The 17,699-nt window shown below is 63.6% G+C and carries 20 protein-coding genes; 13 read left to right on the top strand and 7 right to left on the bottom strand.

The annotated features are described in order from the left end of the window. Positions 1–75: 75 nt before the first annotated feature. Together SCLO_RS18990 and copC are read right to left on the bottom strand one after the other, a co-directional pair. On the bottom strand, positions 76–753 hold the full coding sequence (locus tag SCLO_RS18990; protein WP_231736445.1) for a copper resistance protein CopD: 678 nt from the start codon (positions 751–753) through the stop codon (positions 76–78). Positions 754–757: 4 nt separating this feature from the next. Continuing rightward, positions 758–1,138, bottom strand: coding sequence for a copper homeostasis periplasmic binding protein CopC (gene copC / locus SCLO_RS18985; protein WP_037486754.1), 381 nt, complete (start codon positions 1,136–1,138; stop codon positions 758–760). Between the two features lie 133 nt (positions 1,139–1,271). Here copC and SCLO_RS18980 point away from each other — a divergent pair, with 133 nt between their 5' ends. The 9 genes from SCLO_RS18980 to SCLO_RS18940 all read left to right on the top strand — a co-directional run bounded on the left by SCLO_RS18980 (position 1,272) and on the right by SCLO_RS18940 (position 9,011). Further along, a complete protein-coding gene (locus SCLO_RS18980) occupies positions 1,272–1,544 on the top strand; it encodes a hypothetical protein (protein ID WP_007406377.1) in 273 nt (90 codons plus the stop codon). After that, complete coding sequence (locus SCLO_RS18975; protein ID WP_037486783.1) at positions 1,544–1,984, top strand: periplasmic heavy metal sensor; 441 nt, start codon at positions 1,544–1,546, stop codon at positions 1,982–1,984. Before SCLO_RS18980 ends, SCLO_RS18975 begins: the two co-directional genes overlap by 1 nt. Next, positions 1,981–2,547, top strand: a complete 567-nt coding sequence (locus SCLO_RS18970) for an RNA polymerase sigma factor (protein ID WP_046407413.1) — start codon at positions 1,981–1,983, stop codon at positions 2,545–2,547. Before SCLO_RS18975 ends, SCLO_RS18970 begins: the two co-directional genes overlap by 4 nt. 67 nt (positions 2,548–2,614) lie before the next feature. Further along, complete coding sequence (locus SCLO_RS18965) at positions 2,615–4,567, top strand: copper resistance system multicopper oxidase (protein WP_066520054.1); 1,953 nt, start codon at positions 2,615–2,617, stop codon at positions 4,565–4,567. Further along, positions 4,564–5,751, top strand: coding sequence for a copper resistance protein B (locus SCLO_RS18960; RefSeq protein WP_015449252.1), 1,188 nt, complete (start codon positions 4,564–4,566; stop codon positions 5,749–5,751). The genes SCLO_RS18965 and SCLO_RS18960 overlap by 4 nt, the downstream gene beginning before the upstream one ends. A 90-nt stretch (positions 5,752–5,841) precedes the next feature. Then, positions 5,842–6,315 (top strand): DUF305 domain-containing protein, encoded by a 474-nt coding sequence (locus SCLO_RS18955; RefSeq protein WP_015449253.1) that lies wholly within the window; start codon positions 5,842–5,844, stop codon positions 6,313–6,315. Between the two features lie 58 nt (positions 6,316–6,373). Continuing rightward, complete coding sequence (locus tag SCLO_RS18950; protein WP_030089528.1) at positions 6,374–7,909, top strand: PAS domain-containing sensor histidine kinase; 1,536 nt, start codon at positions 6,374–6,376, stop codon at positions 7,907–7,909. Next, positions 7,899–8,522: a response regulator transcription factor gene (locus tag SCLO_RS18945; RefSeq protein ID WP_015449255.1), complete on the top strand. Its 624-nt coding sequence runs from the start codon at positions 7,899–7,901 to the stop codon at positions 8,520–8,522. Before SCLO_RS18950 ends, SCLO_RS18945 begins: the two co-directional genes overlap by 11 nt. An 81-nt stretch (positions 8,523–8,603) precedes the next feature. Then, entirely contained in the window at positions 8,604–9,011 is a 408-nt protein-coding gene (locus SCLO_RS18940) for a response regulator (RefSeq protein WP_016743851.1), read from the top strand. Positions 9,012–9,073: 62 nt separating this feature from the next. On the opposite strand, the gene SCLO_RS24000 is transcribed toward SCLO_RS18940, so the two are convergent. The 3 genes from SCLO_RS24000 to SCLO_RS18930 form a co-directional block, all read right to left on the bottom strand. After that, positions 9,074–9,232 (bottom strand): CorA family divalent cation transporter, encoded by a 159-nt coding sequence (locus SCLO_RS24000; RefSeq protein WP_254908007.1) that lies wholly within the window; start codon positions 9,230–9,232, stop codon positions 9,074–9,076. An 18-nt stretch (positions 9,233–9,250) separates the two neighbouring features. Then, a complete protein-coding gene (locus SCLO_RS23995) occupies positions 9,251–9,766 on the bottom strand; it encodes a hypothetical protein (RefSeq protein WP_231923451.1) in 516 nt (171 codons plus the stop codon). Positions 9,767–9,987: 221 nt separating this feature from the next. Beyond that, positions 9,988–10,818, bottom strand: a complete 831-nt coding sequence (locus tag SCLO_RS18930; RefSeq protein WP_037479754.1) for an SDR family oxidoreductase — start codon at positions 10,816–10,818, stop codon at positions 9,988–9,990. A gap of 69 nt (positions 10,819–10,887) precedes the next feature. On the opposite strand from SCLO_RS18930, the gene SCLO_RS18925 reads away from it, so the two are divergent. From SCLO_RS18925 to SCLO_RS18910, 4 genes are all read left to right on the top strand, one after another. After that, on the top strand, positions 10,888–11,454 hold the full coding sequence (locus tag SCLO_RS18925) for a TetR family transcriptional regulator (RefSeq protein ID WP_015449258.1): 567 nt from the start codon (positions 10,888–10,890) through the stop codon (positions 11,452–11,454). Between the two features lie 738 nt (positions 11,455–12,192). Beyond that, the gene (locus SCLO_RS18920) at positions 12,193–14,895 is read left to right on the top strand and encodes a TonB-dependent receptor domain-containing protein (RefSeq protein WP_015449259.1); all 2,703 of its coding nucleotides are present in this window, start codon (positions 12,193–12,195) and stop codon (positions 14,893–14,895) included. A 10-nt stretch (positions 14,896–14,905) separates the two neighbouring features. Continuing rightward, positions 14,906–15,610, top strand: coding sequence for a PepSY domain-containing protein (locus tag SCLO_RS18915; protein WP_066520050.1), 705 nt, complete (start codon positions 14,906–14,908; stop codon positions 15,608–15,610). Beyond that, on the top strand, positions 15,607–16,341 hold the full coding sequence (locus tag SCLO_RS18910; protein ID WP_004213137.1) for a PepSY domain-containing protein: 735 nt from the start codon (positions 15,607–15,609) through the stop codon (positions 16,339–16,341). The genes SCLO_RS18915 and SCLO_RS18910 overlap by 4 nt, the downstream gene beginning before the upstream one ends. Before the next feature lie 3 nt (positions 16,342–16,344). On the opposite strand, the gene hutC is transcribed toward SCLO_RS18910, so the two are convergent. Both hutC and SCLO_RS18900 read right to left on the bottom strand, forming a co-directional pair. Further along, entirely contained in the window at positions 16,345–17,034 is a 690-nt protein-coding gene (gene hutC, locus SCLO_RS18905; RefSeq protein ID WP_230588639.1) for a histidine utilization repressor, read from the bottom strand. 191 nt (positions 17,035–17,225) lie between these two features. Next, positions 17,226–17,663, bottom strand: a complete 438-nt coding sequence (locus SCLO_RS18900; RefSeq protein WP_004213035.1) for a DUF411 domain-containing protein — start codon at positions 17,661–17,663, stop codon at positions 17,226–17,228. Positions 17,664–17,699: the final 36 nt, after the last annotated feature.

The following is a 17,699-nucleotide window of genomic DNA, read 5'->3' as shown; positions in this document are numbered from 1 at the left end:
CAACCCGGCTCCGATCCGGACTGTCTCCTACCGGCCAATGTACGACAAACAGGTGTTTTCCGACGCCCTCAGGCCTTAGCGTATATCTGTGCCCGTTTTATGTGACGCCCCCATCCCGGTCAGGATCAGCAGGGCAACGATGATCGTTCCTACCAGGGAGAAGCCCGTCAAGGCCTCCTCGGCGAGCGAGACCCGCTCCATATCACCGGTCGCTGCTTTAGGCATAACCAGCGCGAGGAAGGCTGCAAGCGCGCCGACCCAGGCGCCGGCGGCGAGCAGATGGACGAGATCGGCGACCAGTTGCAGCCAGCCCGGATAGCCTTCGCCAGCCGCGCCATGTCCGCTCCAGGCGAGGGTCGCGAGCGCGAGCGCGCCTGCGAGAGTAGAGGCGATGAAGGCGGGACGTGATTGCCGTCGATACAAGAGGACGCAGAATAGGAGGACAAGGAGCGCGACAAGGCGCGCCTTCAACGCCGCCCCCATGGCCGTCTCATTGATGAGATCACCCAGCAGGGCGAAATCAGGCTGTGTGAGCGGCAGTCCGGACATGGCCGCAGCCTGCACCGCAAAGCCGAACGCAGATAGCAGCAGCCCGAAGCAGGCAAGACAGGCCACCATCGCCCCCATCGGCAGATGCCGCTGCACCGTCCGGCCGCCACCTGGGGCATAGAGCGCGAACAGCGGCAGGCCGAACAAGAGGCCGAGATCGGCGTACAGCGCCCAGCGGATCGCGATGCCTGCTACCTCACTCATTGCCCTATCGCACGATGAAGGCGAGATTGCCCTGGATGCGGTGCGTGTCCATCGAGACGACATGCCAGGTGACCTGATAGGTACCAGCGCCAAGCGGCTTGGCCAGTGTCAGCGCCAACGTCTTGTTACCGCCCTCGACCGCGGTCTTGAAGCCGGTCACCGCCATGCGATGGTTTGGCATGCCGGGCATACCGGTCATCACGATCTCGGCACCAGATAGTCTGGCCATCAGGCCTTCACTGAACGTCAGAGTGATACGCGACGGTGCCGAGACTCTGGCGTTGGCGGCGGGCGTTGAAGACACGAGCTTGGGATGTGCATAGGCCGGAGCCGAAACGCTCAGGCTGACGGCGGCGACAGCTGCGAAAGGCGAAAGGAAGCGCATTCGGGAATTCTCCAGTCATTGACATGAGAGAATACGCAGCTGCAGCCTGCACCCCTCTCAAATTTCTTTTCTGTTCCGAGCCAAGGGGTCGTGGGCCAGAATGCGTATTGTGAAGAGAAGACGGAGAAACACCATGGACCACCTTGACGAAATGCTCGCGAAATTGCGCGATGCCCCAATTGACCCCAGGCTTGCCGGCCTGGACAGCCGCGTCCTGACGGAAATCGCTAGGGTCCAGGCCATGCCGCGCTTGGGCGCAACGACGTTTGGTCTAGCCGCCGCAGTCGCGCTTTTCATCGGCATCGCGGGCTCCGCGGTTCCAATCGGGTCGGCGGACGCGAGCCCGATATCGCCCTTCGATGCGCAGTTGGCGCTCGCGCCCTCGACGCTGCTGGGCTCGCAATGATGCGGGACCGCCGCCGGCTCCTGCTCCTCCTACTGTTGACCTTTACCGCGGCGATCGCCGGGGTGGTGATCGGGCGGATCTATGTGGTGTCGGCACCGCCCGTGGAAAACGAACTGCACGAGCTGCTCCATCGGGATCTCAAACTGGATACGGCTCAGCACGCCCGGCTGGAGTTCATCGAGAAGAATTATGCCATTCGGCGTCAGGCACTTGAAGCCGAGCTGCGCGCCGACAATGCTCGCCTAGCAGAGGCGATTGAGGCGGAACATGGCTATGGCCCTAAAGTCGCGGCGGCAGTGGACCGCTCGCACCAAGCCATGGGCGCGCTGCAGAAGGAAACGCTCGAGCACATCTTTGCAATGCGTGCCGTACTTCGCCCCGATCAGACGCAGAAGTTCGACGACGCCGTAGTGAAAGCGCTGACGGCAAAGTCCGAATGACCATAATTCTCCCCGACTGCTCGGACGGGGAGCTTGCCGCTCTTGCACTCGTCGGCCGGCAGGCCGCTTTCGCCGAACTTGTGCGGCGACACCAAGGCTGGGTATTTCGGCTCGTGCGCAGCCATATAGGTGACGGAGAGGAGGCGCTGGACGTCACGCAGGCAAGCTTCGTCGCCGCCTTCGCCGCACTCAACCGCTATGACGCTGCGCGACCCTTCCAGGTCTGGATGTCCCGGATCGTCATCAACAAATGCCATGACTGGCGGCGCCGGCGCGCGGTCCGGAACTTCTTCTCCATGGCCCTGCCGCTGGGCGAGGCGGATGACGTCGCCGATGAGGCGCCGCTACCCGACCAGGCAATCGGCGCCGAGCAGCAACTGGCAGAGGCGATGAAAGCGATCGCCGCCCTGCCCGCCTCGCTCAAGGACACGCTCATCCTGCGGACGATCGACGAGAAATCGGAAGCCGAAACCGCCGAGATCCTCGGCATCTCCCAGAAGGCCGTCGAGACCCGCCTCTACCGCGCCCGGGCGCGCCTCGCGGAAAGTTTGAAGAAAGTTTGAGGGGCAGGCGGGTGGGCTGCGTATTTCCAATAGGTCCGCCCTCTTTCCGCAAGCTGAGACAAACCGAATGATTTCTGCCCTCGACCGCCGCCAGTTCCTTCGCGGCGCGGCCCTCGCCGGTGGTGGCGCCGCATTATCAGCCTGGCTGCCTGCCTGGGCGCAGACCATCTCGCCGGGGATGCGACCGACGCTACCGACCGTGTCGGGCGAAGACATCACGCTGACCATCGCCCGGCAGTCGATGAGCATCGACGGGCGCCAGTTCCGCGCAATCGGTCTCAACGGCACGGTCCCCGCCCCGCTGATCCGGCTGCGCGAAGGCCAGCGCGTGCGGCTCAACGTCGTCAATCAACTCGAGGAGGACAGCTCGATCCACTGGCACGGGCTGATCCTGCCGGCCAATATGGACGGCGTGCCGGGCGTGTCTTTTCCGGGCATCAAGCCGGGATCGAACTACCTCTACCAGTTCCCCGTCGTGCAAAGCGGCACCTACTGGTATCACAGCCATTCGGGCCTGCAGGAGCAGGAAGGCCATTACGGCCCGATCATCATCGACCCCGCCGGTGCCGATCCGGTCGCCTATGACCGCGAGCATGTCATCGTGCTCGCCGATCACAGCGCACTCTCGCCGCAGGCGATCTTCCGGCGTCTCAAGGTCAACCCCGGCCATTTCAACTTCCAGCGCCAGACGCTGGCCGGGCTGCTCTCGGGCAAGGACCAGCCACTCAAGGACCGGCTCGACTGGGGCCAGATGCGGATGGACCCCGCCGACATCTCCGATGTCACCGGATCGACCTACACCTATCTCGTCAATGGCCATGGTCCGATGGACAACTGGACCGCGCTCTTCACCCCGGGCGAGCGGGTGCGGCTGCGCGTCATCAATGCGTCGGCGATGACCACCTTCAACGTCCGCGTACCCGGCCTGCCGCTCAGCATCGTCCAGGCCGACGGGCAGAATGTGGTGCCCGTCACCGTCGACGAGTTCCAGATCGGTGTCGCCGAGACCTACGACGTCGTTGTCAGCCCAGGCGAGGACAAGGCCTATACTCTTGTCGGCGAGGCCATCGACCGCTCGGGTATGGCGCGTGCCACGCTCGCGCCGCGCGCCGGCATGGCTGGCGAGGTGCCTCCCTTACGCAAACGGCCGCTCGCCGACATGAAGGACATGGGCATGGACATGTCCTCGATGCCGGGCATGGAAGGCATGGACATGTCGGGCGGCGCTATGCGGGGCGTCGATCCGACGGCCGAGAAGAACGCGTCCGCGCGCCTCGCGACCGGCGCGGCGGCAGCGATGGCGACCATGGACAACAGCGCCATGGCGGGCATGGACCATTCGGGGATGGATCATTCCGCGATGAGCGGGATGGATCATGGATCGATGGCCGGCATGGACCACGGCGCGATGGGCGCCGATGGCCAGATGGCGGGCATGGATCATGGCGGGCACGCGATGGGTTCGATGAAGATGCGCGACTTCTCGAACGCGCCGCAGGTGAAGCGCGATCCGAGCGTCCAGACCATCTCGCCGATGCCCGTCGACCGCACCGGCGAGCCCGGCCAGGGCCTCACCGACGTCGGCCACAAGGTGCTCGTCTACAAGGATCTGATGGCGCTCGAGCGCAATCCAGACGTGCGCGCGCCGAGCCGCAGCATCGACATCCACCTCACCGGCAACATGGAGCGGTTCATGTGGTCGTTCGACGGCGAGAAAATGTCGGACCATCACGAGCCGATCCCGTTCATCGAAGGCGAGCGGGTGCGCGTCAATCTCATCAACGACACGATGATGGGGCATCCGATCCATATTCACGGGCATTTTTTCGAGCTGGTGACGGGGCATGGCGATCACAGCCCACGCAAGCATACGGTGATCGTCCAGCCCGGCGGCAAGGTGAGCTGGGACTTCACCGCCGACGCGGTCGGGGACTGGGCCTTCCACTGCCATCTCCTCTACCACATGCATGCAGGGATGATGCGGGTCGTGAGCGTGCGTCCGAAGGGAGACGCGCAATGACCCGCATCCTCACGCCGCTGGTGAGCGCGATCGCCCTTCTCGCCGCCGCACCCGCCTTTGCCCAGGATCATTCGATGCACGACATGCCCGGCATGGCGCCGCCGGGCGGGGCGCGGCCGGCGCAGGAGAAAAAGAAGGACAAGGCCGCCGCGCCGCGCCCCAAGCCCACTGCCAGGCCGCGCGCTCAGAAGCCAGCGCCGGACACCATGCCGGCAATGGACCATTCGCAGCACCAGACCACTCCCGCGGCGCAAGCAAATGCGGCCGGTCAGCCGCAATCCACGTCTCCCGCAATGCCGGAGATGCCGGGCATGGACCACTCCCAGCATCAGGACGGCGCGATGCCCGACATGCCCGGGATGGACCATGCGCAGCATGGCCAGACAGCGACGCCGGGAACGCCCGCCATGCCCGGCATGCAAATGACCGGCACCGCACTTCCGGCCGGCAATGCGCCCCCGCCGCCGCCCCCAGGCGACCACTTCGCCGATCGGGATTTTCCCGGCGGCGAGATGGCGCGCTCGCGCGACATCATGATGAAGGACAGCGGCGGCAACAATTTCGGGCAGGTGCTGCTCAACCTGTTCGAGTATCAGGCGCATAGCGGCCGCGATGGCTATCGCTGGGATGGCGAAGGCTTTTACGGCGGCGACATCAACCGCCTCTGGCTCAAGAGCGAGGGCGAAGGCGAGTTCGGCCGCGGCATCGACAGCGCCGAGGTGCAGGTGCTCTACAGCCGGGCCATCGACCCCTATTTCAATCTTCAGGGCGGTATCCGCCAGGACTTCGGCCGCGGGCCCGACCGCACCTACGCGACGATCGGCGTCGAGGGCCTGGCTCCTGGCATGTTCGAGGTCGAAGGCGCGCTGTTCCTCTCGACCAAGGGCGATGTTCTGGGCCGGGTCGAGGGCTATTACGACCAGCGCATCACCCAGCGCCTGATCTTGCAGCCGCGCGCCGAGGTCAATTTCGCCGCGCAGGATATTCCGGAGAACGACATCGGTTCGGGGCTGGTCAACATAGAGCTCGGCGCGCGCCTGCGCTACGAATTCAGCCGCCAGTTCGCACCTTACATCGGCGTTTCCTATCTGCGCAAAGCCGGAGACACGGCGCGGCTGTCGAGGCTTGCGGGCGAGGACGTCCATGCCACCAGCTTCGTCGCCGGCGTTCGCTTCTGGTTTTAGCATCAGGACGGCTGATGGCGGGGGCGAACAAGAGAGCGGGGCGTTACACTCATACCCAGGTCGGCCGGCGCCGAGCGAAGGAGATACGCCATGGACCATTCGTCCCACATGAACACCCGGAAGATGGGTGCCTATTGGAGCCTTGCCGTTCAGACCGTCATCAGCGGCGTCATCATGTATCTGGTGATGTTCGTCATGATCGACGGGCTCGACAGCTTCTACAACAACCTCAACATGCTCTACATGACGCTGATGATGGTCGCACCGATGGTGGTGCTGATGATCCTCGCCATGCGACACATGTTCGTGTCGAAGGCCGCCAACATCGCGCTGATCGCCGCGTCGCTGGTCGCCTTCTTCGGCAGCTTTGCACTCATCCGCACCCAGACCACGATCGGCGACACGGCCTTTCTGCGCTCGATGATCCCGCATCATTCCGGGGCGATCCTGATGTGCCAGGAAGCAAAGCTCAGCGATCCGGAAGTCATCCGGCTTTGCGAAGCGATCAAGCGCTCGCAGCGGCAGGAAATCGACGAGATGAAGGCCATACTCGCGCGGCGCTGAGTGGCACGGTCGGGCTACGCCCGGATACGTGCGCCCGGCCAGGTATGTGAGCCGGCCGATGGTCGACACGAGGCGCGGGGCGGACGAGATTGCCAGGGAGGTGGTGCGGCTTGCGCCGTTGTTCCTGCGACAGGCTGGCGGCCATGTCCTGACGCTGCTCGATCCTGCCGGGATCGTGCTGAGCTATAATGAAGAAGGCGAGCGTGCCGAATGCTGGCCCCTCGATCGCGTCCTGGGACAGCCCCATGACCTGTTCTACCCGCCCGACGAGATTGCGGCCGGCCGCCCGTGCGCAGACCTGGCGGCCGCCCTTCACGAAGGCACGCTGGAGCGCGAAGCGTGGCGGGTCTGCGAGAACGGAGCGGAGTATCTCGCGCGCCTGACGATCAGCGCCCTGTTCGAAGGCGACGCACATCGAGGCTTTGCCTGCATCAGTCGCGATGTCACCGACGAGGCGGCGGTCCGGGCGTCAATCGAGACCCGCGAGCAGCATCTCCAGTCGATCCTGGCGACCGTCCCCGATGCGATGATCATCATCGACGAGACCGGCGACATCACGTCGTTCAGCGCGGCCGCCCAACGCCTGTTCGGCTATTCGGAAACCGAGCTCGTCGGCCGCAACGTCTCCTGCCTGATGCCCCAGCCCGATCGCGACCGGCATGACGAATATATCGCGCATTATCTCCAGACCGGCGAGCGCCGGATCATCGGCCTCGGCCGCGTCGTGGTCGGCCAGCGCCGCGACGGCTCGACCTTCCCGATGCAGCTGTCGGTTGGCGAGGCCGGTGAAGACGGGCAGCGGTTGTTCACCGGCTTCATCCGGGATCTCACCGCCAAGGAGCAGGATGAGCTCAGGCTCAAGGAACTGCAGGCAGAGCTGGTCCATGTCTCCCGGCTGAGCGCGATGGGCACGATGGCCTCGACCCTCGCGCATGAGCTCAACCAGCCGCTTGCCGCGGTCGCGCTCTATCTCGAGACGATCCGCGACATGCTCGACGAGCGGGACGACGAACCCTTCGTGTCGCTACGGTCGGTGATGGATGATGCGGCACAGGAAACGCTGCGGGCCGGCCATATCGTCCGGCGCCTGCGCGATTTCGTCGCCCGCGGCGAGGTCGACAAGAGCCTCCACGATCTGCCGCAGGTTGTCGCCGAGGCGAGCGAGCTCGCGCTGGTCGGTGCACGCGAGCGCGGCATCCGCAGCTTCTTCGCGGTCGATCCCGCCGCGACGCCGGTTCTCGTCGACAGGGTGCAGATCCAGCAGGTGCTGGTCAACCTGATGCGCAACGCCATCGAGGCGATGGCGGCGTGTCCTGTTCGCGACCTCAAGGTAGCGACCAGGTTGCGCCCTGACGGGCTGATCGAGGTGACCGTGGAGGATACCGGCCCCGGCATCGCCGACGAGGTCCGGGAGCAGCTCTTCACGGCGTTCAAGTCGACAAAGGCCGACGGCATGGGCCTCGGCCTTTCGATCTGCCGGACCATCATCGAAGCGCATGGGGGCCGTATCTGGATGGAGCGCCCCGACCGCGGCGGCGCGCGCTTTCATTTTACCTTGATCCATGCGCGGGCGGAGGAGGAACATGGGGGATAGACGCGTCATCCATCTGGTCGACGACGAGGAGAGCATCCGCAAGGCGGCGAGCTTTGCGCTCAAGACCGCGGGCTACGACGTCGTGACCTATGCCTCGGGCGTGGAGTTTCTCAAGGAGGCGAAGTCGGCGGCCGTCGGCTGCGTCATCCTCGACGTGCGCATGCCCGAGATGGACGGTCTCGAGATTCAGGCCGCCATGGCAGCACGCGGGGTCAATATGCCGGTCATCGTCCTGACCGGCCATGGCGACGTGTCGGTTGCGGTGCAGGCCATGAAAGGCGGCGCGGTCGACTTTCTCGAGAAGCCCTTCGAGAAAGCCGCCCTGCTCGGCGCCGTCAGCCGCGCGTTCGCGCGTCTCGACGATGTCGACCTTCGCACTCTGGAAACCTCTGAAGCCGGCGTGCGGGTCGCTGCACTGACGCCCCGGGAGCGTGAAGTGCTGGAAGGGCTGGCGAACGGCCTGCCCAATAAGACGATCGCCTATGACCTGGGCTGTTCATCGCGAACGGTCGAGGTCCATCGCGCGAGCCTGATGGCCAAGCTCGAGGTCCGCAATTTGTCCGAAGCCCTGCGGATCGCCTTTGCCGCGGGCATGGGCCGCAAGCCGAAGTGACTGCGACCTCTACGTAGCGACGGGACGAGGCGCGATATGCGATCGATGGTGCAATCGTCACACGGGTGTCCGCTTCTCGCAATGCCATCGGTCCGTTCCACTCAGCATGATGGCAGATACACCATCCTCGTCTCCGACGACGATCCCGGCGTGCGGCGTGGCCTCCAGCTGCTGCTGAGATCGCGCGGCTATGCCGTGTGGGGATATACGACCGGCCACGCGCTGTTGGCCGACCCCCGCGCGAAGGAGGCAGACTGCGTCATCCTCGACTATCGCATGCCCGACATCGACGGATTCGCGATGCTGCGTCACCTTCGCGAGATCGGATGGTCGGGACGCGCGATCATGATCTCAGGCTTTCATGACACGCTGCTGGCCTCGCGGGCCGCTGAGGCGGGCTTCGATCATGTTCTCGCAAAGCCGCTGATCGGCAGGGCTTTGCTCGAAGCGTTGGACCGGCACCGCATCGAGACGCTTCGAAAGCATTGAATTGTGGCGGCCGGCCCCCGGCAGCCTCAGCCCGGCGCGATGTGGAAAGCCGATCTGCGCCGTCAAAGCCAGTGGCTACGTTTGAACCGGATGTAGAGCCCAATGCAGACCGCAGCGATGACGCCGAGGATGACGAAATATCCCCATTGCGTCTTCAGTTCGGGCATATTCTCGAAATTCATGCCGTAGATTCCGGCAATCGCGGTAGGCACCGCGAGGATCGCAGCCCGGGCGGCAAGCTAACGGGTGATCGCACCTTGGCGCTGCTGTTCGAGCAGGTGACTCGCCTCGAACACCGAGATCAGGATGTCGCGGATGCCGGTGATGGCGCTCTCAACCCTGAGCATGTGATCGTCGAGCTTCGAAATCTGGTGGCCGTTGTCGGCACCTTCCATGGCAAGCGGGTGAAGGCCGTAATTCCCGGCGATGTCGGCAAGTTCTGTTTCGCTGGGCTGGGACATTTTGATCCACACGAAGTCATCCTTGCCGACGTGCTCGCACGCCGGATCGATCAGGGTCGCCGGCCGTAGCCGTTTGCCATTGTGACAAAGAACGGCGGCGGCGACCGGAAGCCGTGTGCCTCGCCTATTGAGACGCGCGCACAAACACTCGTCATTCTTCAAGCCCAATCGCAGGAAGAAGAAGGCGGCGCGCAGCAATTCGAGCGAGAGCTTATAGAAAATGCGGCGGAGCGTTGGGTTTCGCAGAAGGCCGCTCCCGTTCATGACGCGCGTGGCTGGGCGGCGCGCTGCCACATCAAGGGCACGCAGACTGCGAAGGTCTGCGCACCCTTGATTGGCGACCGCGAGGGTTTTCCTCTCTTGCGATGGTACCAAGCGATTGCCCGTGTGGCGCCTCTGCAATCGTGTCGGATGACTATACCTAAGTATCGGATAACGGCGCTGACGACAGGGTTGCCGGGCCCCGGTGAGGCGCGTCGCACCGCGCGGAGACGAAAGCTGGAAGACGGAAAAGCTCAACTGTCGAAAGCGACCGAGCGCGCGAGCGCTTCCTGGGACTGCAGAAAGGCGAGCCGCGATTGCAGCGCCGCCTGGACAACGCCGAAAGCGTCACCCCCCAGAGTCACGCGCAGCGGCGGATGGTCGCTGGTTGCGACATCAACGATCGCTTGCGCGATCTTTTGCGGGTCGAGCGTGTAGAGCTCGTTTCCGGCGGTCTCGAACATCTTGCGGATATGGCCGGCGGGCGTATCGCGATACGCGGCGATCTCGCTGGCGAATTGCAGATTGTGGCTGAAGCTGGTGCGCGCCCCGCCCGGCTCGATCAGTGTCACGAACAGGTTGAAGGGTTCAAGCTCCTGGCGGAGGCATTCGCTGAAGCCCTCCAGGCCCCATTTGGCCACATGATAGAGACTGCTCGTCGGAAGCGAGCCCTGACCACTAGCGCTGGAGATCTGGATGATCCGGCCGCTCCCGCGCAGCCGCATGGCGGGGACAAAGGCGCGGGTGATGTGGATGGGCGCCATGAGATTGAGCGCGATCTGGCCTTCGACCTCGGCGTCCGACATCTCTTCGGTGGCGCCGATCACGCCGCCGCCGGCGTTGTTGACCAGAATATCGACGGGTCGACGCGCCTGCGCCCGGGCCACGACCGCAGCAATATCGTCCTTGACCGTGACGTCGAGCGCTTCGACGCGCAGCTGGCTCGGATATTTCGCCGCGAGATCATCGAGGCTTTCGGGCTTGCGGGCCGTCGCGGTAAGGTCGTCGCCAGCGGCCAGGATCAGTTCGGCCAGATGGCGGCCGATGCCGCTGGACGCGCCCGTGAGAAACCAGTGATTGGACATATGTTACTCCATATATTACCAACTGGTAGGTAACTTGAAACCTGGAATGCGTCAATGCTTGGAGGTGTGATGAAGCAACGAACCCGGCGGAATGCCGCACAGAGCCGCGAGACGCTCCTGGCTGCAGCGACCGAGGAGTTCGCGTCCCATGGGCTGGCGGGCGCGCGGATCGACCGGATTGCGCAGGCGGCGGGTATCAGCAAGCCGATGCTCTACACCTATTTCGGGGACAAGGAGGCGCTCTTCGATGCCGCGCTGACGCAGGAAGTGATGGACGCGGCGCAGGCCGATCGCTTCGATCCCAATGATCTTGAGGGTTATGCGGGGCGCACCTATGACTTGCTGGTCGAACGCCCGCGCCTGTGGAGGCTGCTGACCTGGCATCATTTGGAGCGTGGCCAGGATGTTCTGATGCTCCCGGCCGGCGAGGTCCTTCTCGGGGAGAAGCTGGACGGGATCGCAGCGGCGCAGGCCGAGGGGCGGATCGTCGCCGACTTCACGCCCCTGGATGTCGTCCGGCTTGTCGCCGCCCTCACCCAGCTCTGGTGCATGACCGGAGCTGCACGCGACGCTGCCGAGCACGCGGCGCGCCGGGCGACGATCATGCGGGCGGTGGGGCGACTGCTGCGCGTGTGATCGTGCGAGGCGCGAGCTGCACGCCCGCGCGCCGACCGGGACACAGCAAGCATTTTTCGCAACCTGCCGTACTGCCCAGCGGCAAAATCAGGGCGGCTCATGCACAAGCCGGCCCGTCGGCTCCGCGGATGCGATCGACGTTCGAGGACTGCGCCGCCACTGCCGAACCGGATTGGATCATCGCCAAGTGACCCAGTGGCTGCGCGACGATCTCAGGTCGCCGGACTCGTCGCACGACGTTTCGTCAGGAGTCGTTTCATCTGCCTCAAAAGGCGAACCTGCGGCTCAATCCGGAAGAAGGCGCGACACATCCAGGAAACGAGGATCAAATGCGGTCCGCATCGGTATTACTTTCCCTGGCGCGTGCAAGCTCAGCAAAGGACTAATGTTCCCGGAGCATCTCTAGCGCTATACCTAGGTATATCACGCCGACACCAATAACATGTGATCATGCCGCTTCGCATTCTTGCCGGCCAAATGTCCCGATCATCAAATCGAAGCGTGCGAGGCTGTATTACGATATGATATTCTATCTTCTATCTCAGCAGCTTTGCAAATGAGCGCTCGCAAAAATATCTCTTCAGTCATGAGGGTTCGACGTCTGGCGTGCGTATTATAGCTATATCTATATCTAAATTTCACGAGAATAAGGTATTGGAAAAACAGGAAAAATACTGTTGACCTGTATATACAACTGATGTTGTCTGTGGCTGTTCTAAAACGTCAGGGGGATTGCACATGACCATCAGGATGGCCCTGCTCGGCAGCGCCGCCATCGTCGCGGGCTACGCCGCGCCGGCTCTCGCTCAGGCCGATCCGACACCGCAGCCAAAAGCACAAGTCCTGGGGGATGACAGCGACATCGTCGTTACCGGCTCACGAATCCGTCGGCAGGATCTGGCCGGGGTTGGACCGGCCACCGTGGTCACCGCCGAGCAGATCCAAAATACCGGCATCGTCAATATCGAAACCGCCTTGCAGCGTTTGCCGGCCAATGCCGGCTTCGCGGGCAACCAGACATCGGCCTACTGGACCAACAACGGTTATGGCACTGCTCAGGTCAATCTGCGCGGCCTCGGCATCAAGCGCACACTCGTGCTCCTCAACGGCCGACGCCTCGTCGCGGGCGGCACCGGCGCCAATTCCTCACCCGATCTCAACATGATCCCGGTCGTGGCGCTGGCACGCACCGATGTCCTCAAGGATGGCGCGTCCGCTATCTACGGGGCCGATGCCATGGCCGGCGTGGTCAACCTTGTCACGCGCACCGATTATGAAGGCCTGGGTCTCAGCGTCCGACAAGGCATTACCGAGCGCGGCGACGGCTCCGATCTCACCGCGGACCTACTTTGGGGCATTCGCAACGATCGTGGCGGGTTCATGGCAGCAGTCACCTACCAGAAGACCAGCGCCGTCAACATGGCCTCGCGTGCGCCCTGCTCGCTCGCTGAAACGACGCCGGGCTCGCTGAGCTGCGTCAACAGCGCCTCGACGATCGGCGGACGCGCGGTGCTGCCCAACGGCCAACAGATCAACTTCAACCAGGTACCCGGAGGGAACGGGAACTTCTACGAGCCTTACAGTCCCGCCAAGCACAACTTCAACTCGAACCCGTTTCTCAATGCGGTCAGCCCAGTCGAGCGCGTCAGCACGGCCTTCTTCGCGGACTATGCGCTGACCGACGGTATCCAGGCGTTCGGCGAGTTCCTCTATACGTTCCGCAAGTCGAATCAGATCGCGACACCCGGCACGCTGCGCAATCTCTCGATACCAGCCAGCAATCCGACCAATCCGACCGGCCAGAACCTGGTCCTGGCCCAGCGCCGCCTCGCCGAACCCGGCGCGCGCCACTTCTTCCAGGAGACCGATACCTGGCAAGGCACCTTCGGGCTGCGCGGCAAGCTGGCGAACGACTGGGCCTGGGAAGTCGCGGGCAGCTTCGGGCGTAACACGGCCGTCGACGGCTCGACCAACATCGCCAATCTCGAGCGCGTCGCGAACACGCTCGACAGGAGCAAATGCTCCAGCACGGCGGGCGCGGCCATCCCCTGCGGTGACTATCTTGGGTTCGGAGACCTGACACCTCAGGTTCTGGATTATATTCTGTTCACCTCGCGCGATCGCGGAGGCAACGAACTCGGCACGGTCACGGCTGACCTCAACGGCGATCTCTTCTCCCTTCCAGCCGGCGCGGTGTCCTTCGCCACCGGCGTGGTCTATCGGCGCGAAAAAGGCTGGCGCGATCCCGACCCGTTGACGGTGCTCGGCGTGGCGAACGTCAATCAGCAGGATCCTATTTCGGGCTCGAGCACCGCCAAGGAAGCCTATCTCGAGCTATCGGTGCCGGTGCTTGCCAACACAGCTTTCGCCAAGGCGCTCACGCTCGATGGCGCAGTCCGCTACTCAGACTATAATCTCTTCGGGAGCGACTGGAATTACAAGCTCAGTGCCGACTGGGTAGTCAATGACAGCATCCGTCTGCGCGGCACTTATGGGACGGGCTTTCGCATTCCCAACGTGCCGGAGCTTTTCGGCGGCGTCTCGGAAGGCAATCTGACCACGACCGATCCCTGCTCGCGCTACACCTCCAGCGGCAACGTGACCTTGATCGCCAATTGTCAGGCGTCCGGTGTGCCGGCCAACTATACGCAGCTCGGCACCACGATCCTCACCACAGTGGGCGGTAACCAGAGCCTTCGGCCCGAAAGCTCCACGACCTGGACCGTTGGTACGGTGATATCGCCGCGCGGCATCATCCCAGGGTTGTCGCTGACGGCAGACTGGTTCGACATCAAGATCAAGGACGCGATCCGGGCCATTCCCGGCTCGACCAAGCTCGCAGTCTGCTATGCGAGCCAGAACCTGTCGCACCCGTTCTGCAGCGACTTTACGCGCAGCGCGCTGACCGGCGAGGTCACTTACCTCTCCGCCCAGCCCATCAACACCGGCCGCGAGGAGATGAATGGTCTCGATCTGGGTCTGGTGTACAGTGGTGCGGTGGGCGAGGTGAAGATCTCCTTGGATCTCAACATGACCTATCTCAACAAATATGTCGTAAACCCCTTCCCCGGCGGCGCGCCGATCTATTTCGACGGGTTTATCGGGGGCGGCAATGGCGGCTATCCGAAATGGCGTGGTTATGGCGTGCTGACGGCGGAAAAGGACGGCATCAGCGCGACCTGGTCGACACAATGGATCGGCAAGGCGACCGACTTCAACGCATCGGCCGGCGACATCGGCTACCGCACGCCGAACGTCTTCTACCACAATCTTCAGCTTGCCTTCGCGATCGACGAGAAGACACGTTTCCAGATCGGGGCCGATAATCTGTTCGACCGCAAGGCGCCCTATATCCAGAGCTTCACCGATGCCAACACCGACACGATGACCTATGATCTGCTCGGACGGCGCTTCTACGCCGGCTTCCGAACCGCGTTCTGAAGGGCAGCACATGGCAATTCGCTGGCCTTTGGTCATCCGCCGGACGCACAAGTGGCTGGCCCTGATCGTCGGCGTCCAGGTTCTGCTCTGGACGCTGACCGGCTTCTATATGGTGGCCGTCCATATCGACATCATCCATGGCGACGATCTGGTCCGCCCACCGGTCGTCGCCCCCATCGACCTTGCGAGCTTCGTCCCGCCGGCGCGGATTGTTCAATCGGCTCCCGACGCGTCCGAGATCCGCCTGCAACGGTTCATGGATCAGCCCGTCTGGCGCGCGCAAACCTCGGGTGGTCCAAGACTCTTCGATGCAGGTTCGGGACAGCCCATCCCCGATTTGAGCGAGGCACAAATCCGCGCCGCCGCTCGGCGCATCTACAGCGGCACCGGGGACATCGTCGCAGCCCGGCTGCTGACGACGGCGCCACTGGAAATGCAGGCGCGCAAGCCTCCCTATTGGCAGGTCGAATTCGATGCCTGGAACCGGCCAACCCTGTATCTCTCTCCGCAGACCGGTGAGCTGATCTCGCGCCGCCATGCGCTGTGGCGCGTGTTCGATTTCGCGTGGATGCTGCACATCATGGACTATGACGATCGCTCCGACGTCAACAATCCGCTGCTGCGCGTGGCGACCTGGAGTGCCCTTGCCATGGCGCTGGCCGGGGCTTGGCTGCTGCTTTGGTCGTTCCCGCGGCGCAGGAAGAAGAAGGGATGAAGAAAATCCGGTTCACCCCGCTCTTTTTTCGGCGCATCCACAAATGGGTCGGCCTGATCCTGGGCGTGCAGTTTCTCCTTTGGGCTCTGAGCGGCTCGATGATGGCCTTGCTCGATCAGGAGAAGGTCGGCGGACACAGTGCGCAGGCCAGCCATCAGCACGCCCTACCTGCCGGTGACTATATTGCGCCGGCAAAGCTCGCTCTTGATGGTCCCGTGCTCGGCATCGCCTTGCGGTCCCTTGCCACACGCCCCGTCTACGAGCTTCGATCCACCACGGGCACGCGGCTAATCGACGCGACGAGCGGCGCCCCGGTTCGGGTCGACGAGCAGGTCGCGCGCGACGTCGCGACGATGGTGAATGAAGCACCGATCCGCAAGGCAACGTTGCTCGCCGAACCGAATGTGGAAGCGCGCGAGCACGAAGGCACCATGTGGCGACTGGATTTCGCGGACGCAGAGAACAGCAGCGCCTACATCTCCGCCGACACCGGCCGATTCCTGGTCATGCGCGGCGACACATGGCGCACCTGGGATTTCTTCTGGATGCTCCACAATATGGACTATGTGAACCGCACCAGCTTCAATCACCCGCTGATCGTCTTCGTTGCGTTCGGTACTTTGTGGCTGTCGGGGACGGGCTTCTACCTGCTGTTTAAGAGCTTCAGTCGCGCCGACGTGCGATGGTTGCGGCGCAGGCGCAAATCGGCCGTCAAGTTGGGCGCGGGCTGATCGCTAGGTCCCAACAGAAAAAGCCGCCGATAGCTCGAACCGATTGCCCGGGTGCGTGAGCCAAGCGTGCGATACGAGACGTCCGCGACTCCAGGTTCTGCGCGTCATCATTAGCACTGGTTCTCCTTCAGCGAGGCCCAGCATTGTTCGCATGGCTGTATCCGGCATCGCCGCGCACACCCGGTGCTCTACTCGCTCGAGCGGGGCAACACGTGTCAGATATTCATTCGGCGTCGAGGCGCTGAAATCCCTCTCTCCGTAGCGTGGCGCAGCAGATGCCAGCACAAAGCGCTCCTCGACCTGAATTGGGAATTCGGTCTCGTGATGGACGATAAGCGAATGGAAGAGGCGCGTGCCCAAGCCGACTTCCAGCAGAGCTGCCCTTTCCGCATCAGCCCGTATCTCGATATTATAAATGACGCGCGCGCGATAGGCGTGGCCCCTGCCGCGCACCTCCTCCGCGATGTTGCGGATCTCGATCAGCTGCCCGATCGGCCGGGGCTCGGCGACAAAGCTGCCCCGCCCCGCCCGCCGTACCACGACACCGGCCGATTGCAGTTCCCGCAACGCCCGGTTTGCGGTCATGCGCGAGACTTTGAACGTCTCGACGAGCTCGGCCTCTGACGGCGTCTGGTCGCCGGGCTTCAGGCGACCTTCCCGGATGTCCTCGAAAATGCTGTCTTTGATCGCCACATAGCGAGGTTGCTTCTCCGCACCGGCAGCGTCGACCGCGGGTTCGCCCACAGAAGCAGCTTTCGTCCGGGGAGCGGATGCGCGGCTATGGGGGCGAGCGGGAGCATGCATCAAATGACTATACAGGTGGGGGCGAGCAAGTCCCAGTCATTCAAACAGGAAATCACCAGCGAGAGCCGAGGCGTGCGTGATCAATGCCGCGCGAAGACCTTCTGGCCCGAACTGCCGAACGACACCACCGCATAGGGTTGGCGGGCGGCGCCTGCCACTTCCATGCCCTCCGAGCCGATCGGCATCCCCGCCACCGCAATGCCTCTGACGCCTACGGGACGGGTTGCCAGCAGGCGCTTGATATCGGCGACCGGGACATGGCCCTCGATCAGATAGCCATCAACCATCGCGCTGTGGCAGGATGCCAGCGTGCCCGGCATGCCGGCCCTCCGCTGAAGCGCCCCGCGCGACGCATCGTCGCGCATGACGACCGTGCGGCCCAGCTTCGCGCGAAGCGCCTGGGCCCACTTCTCACAGCATCCACAACCCGGGTCCCGGTGGACGACGACATCATTCGCCGCAAGCGCTGCGCCGGGCAGGGCGAGGAACAGCAAGGCGGCAGAAAGACGGGTCTTCATGAACGGCTCCCGGAAGCATGCGATAGGGTTCCTAAT

Origin of the sequence: Sphingobium cloacae (assembly GCF_002355855.1) — a bacterium.
Lineage (GTDB): Bacteria > Pseudomonadota > Alphaproteobacteria > Sphingomonadales > Sphingomonadaceae > Sphingobium > Sphingobium cloacae.
The sequence above is the reverse complement of the archived record's forward strand: the minus strand, read 5'-3'. Positions and strand labels throughout refer to the sequence as shown.